Annotated in this window: 1 protein-coding gene; it reads right to left on the bottom strand. The window is 63.3% G+C overall.

The genetic code is table 11. The features are described 5' to 3' along the window. Positions 1 to 588, bottom strand: a 588-nt coding sequence (locus XcyCFBP4188_RS22330; RefSeq protein WP_146094088.1) for an IS30 family transposase, incomplete at both ends; no start/stop codon positions are given.

Below are 588 nucleotides of genomic sequence, written 5' to 3'. Positions count from 1 at the left end.
GGGGCGTTTTGAATCCGAGTATCTTGCGCGGACGATTGTAGAGTCGCTGTTCGATCCATCGCAGGTGCGCATCGGTGATGGTGCTGAAATCGATGTGTCGTGGCAAGTACTGGCGCGTCAATCCGTTGGCATTTTCGTTGCTGCCTCGCTGCCATGCGCAGTACGGATCTGCAAAATAGAAATCGCTCTGCAAGCAGGCGGCGATGAGCCGATGATCGGCGAATTCCTTGCCGTTGTCGGCGGTGAGGGTGTGCACCGTGTGGCCTAGGCCGCCCAGGCGCTGGACGATGGCGTTGCGCACGTTCTCGGCGGTGCCGTCAGGCGAGTAAGCCAGCAGATGCAGGCGACTGCGGCGTTCGGTCATGCTGACCACTACGGCCTTTCCGTGTGAGGCCCGGAGGGTATCCAGCTCCCAGTCGCCGATGCGGCTTCGCTGCTCCACCACGCTGGGGCGCTGTGTCCAGCTGCGCCGATGTGTCAGCTGTCCGCGGCCATCGCGCACGCCCCGCCGACGGCGCTTGCGGCGGCGCTTGCGTAGATGCGTGAACAACTGGCCACCGCGCTTGTGGTCAGCGTAGATGTGCCGAT

The sequence above is a fragment of the Xanthomonas hortorum pv. cynarae genome, from assembly GCF_002939985.1.
Classification (GTDB): domain Bacteria; phylum Pseudomonadota; class Gammaproteobacteria; order Xanthomonadales; family Xanthomonadaceae; genus Xanthomonas; species Xanthomonas hortorum_D.
Note: the sequence above shows the minus strand (reverse complement) of the source record. Positions and strands in the feature narration are given on the sequence as shown.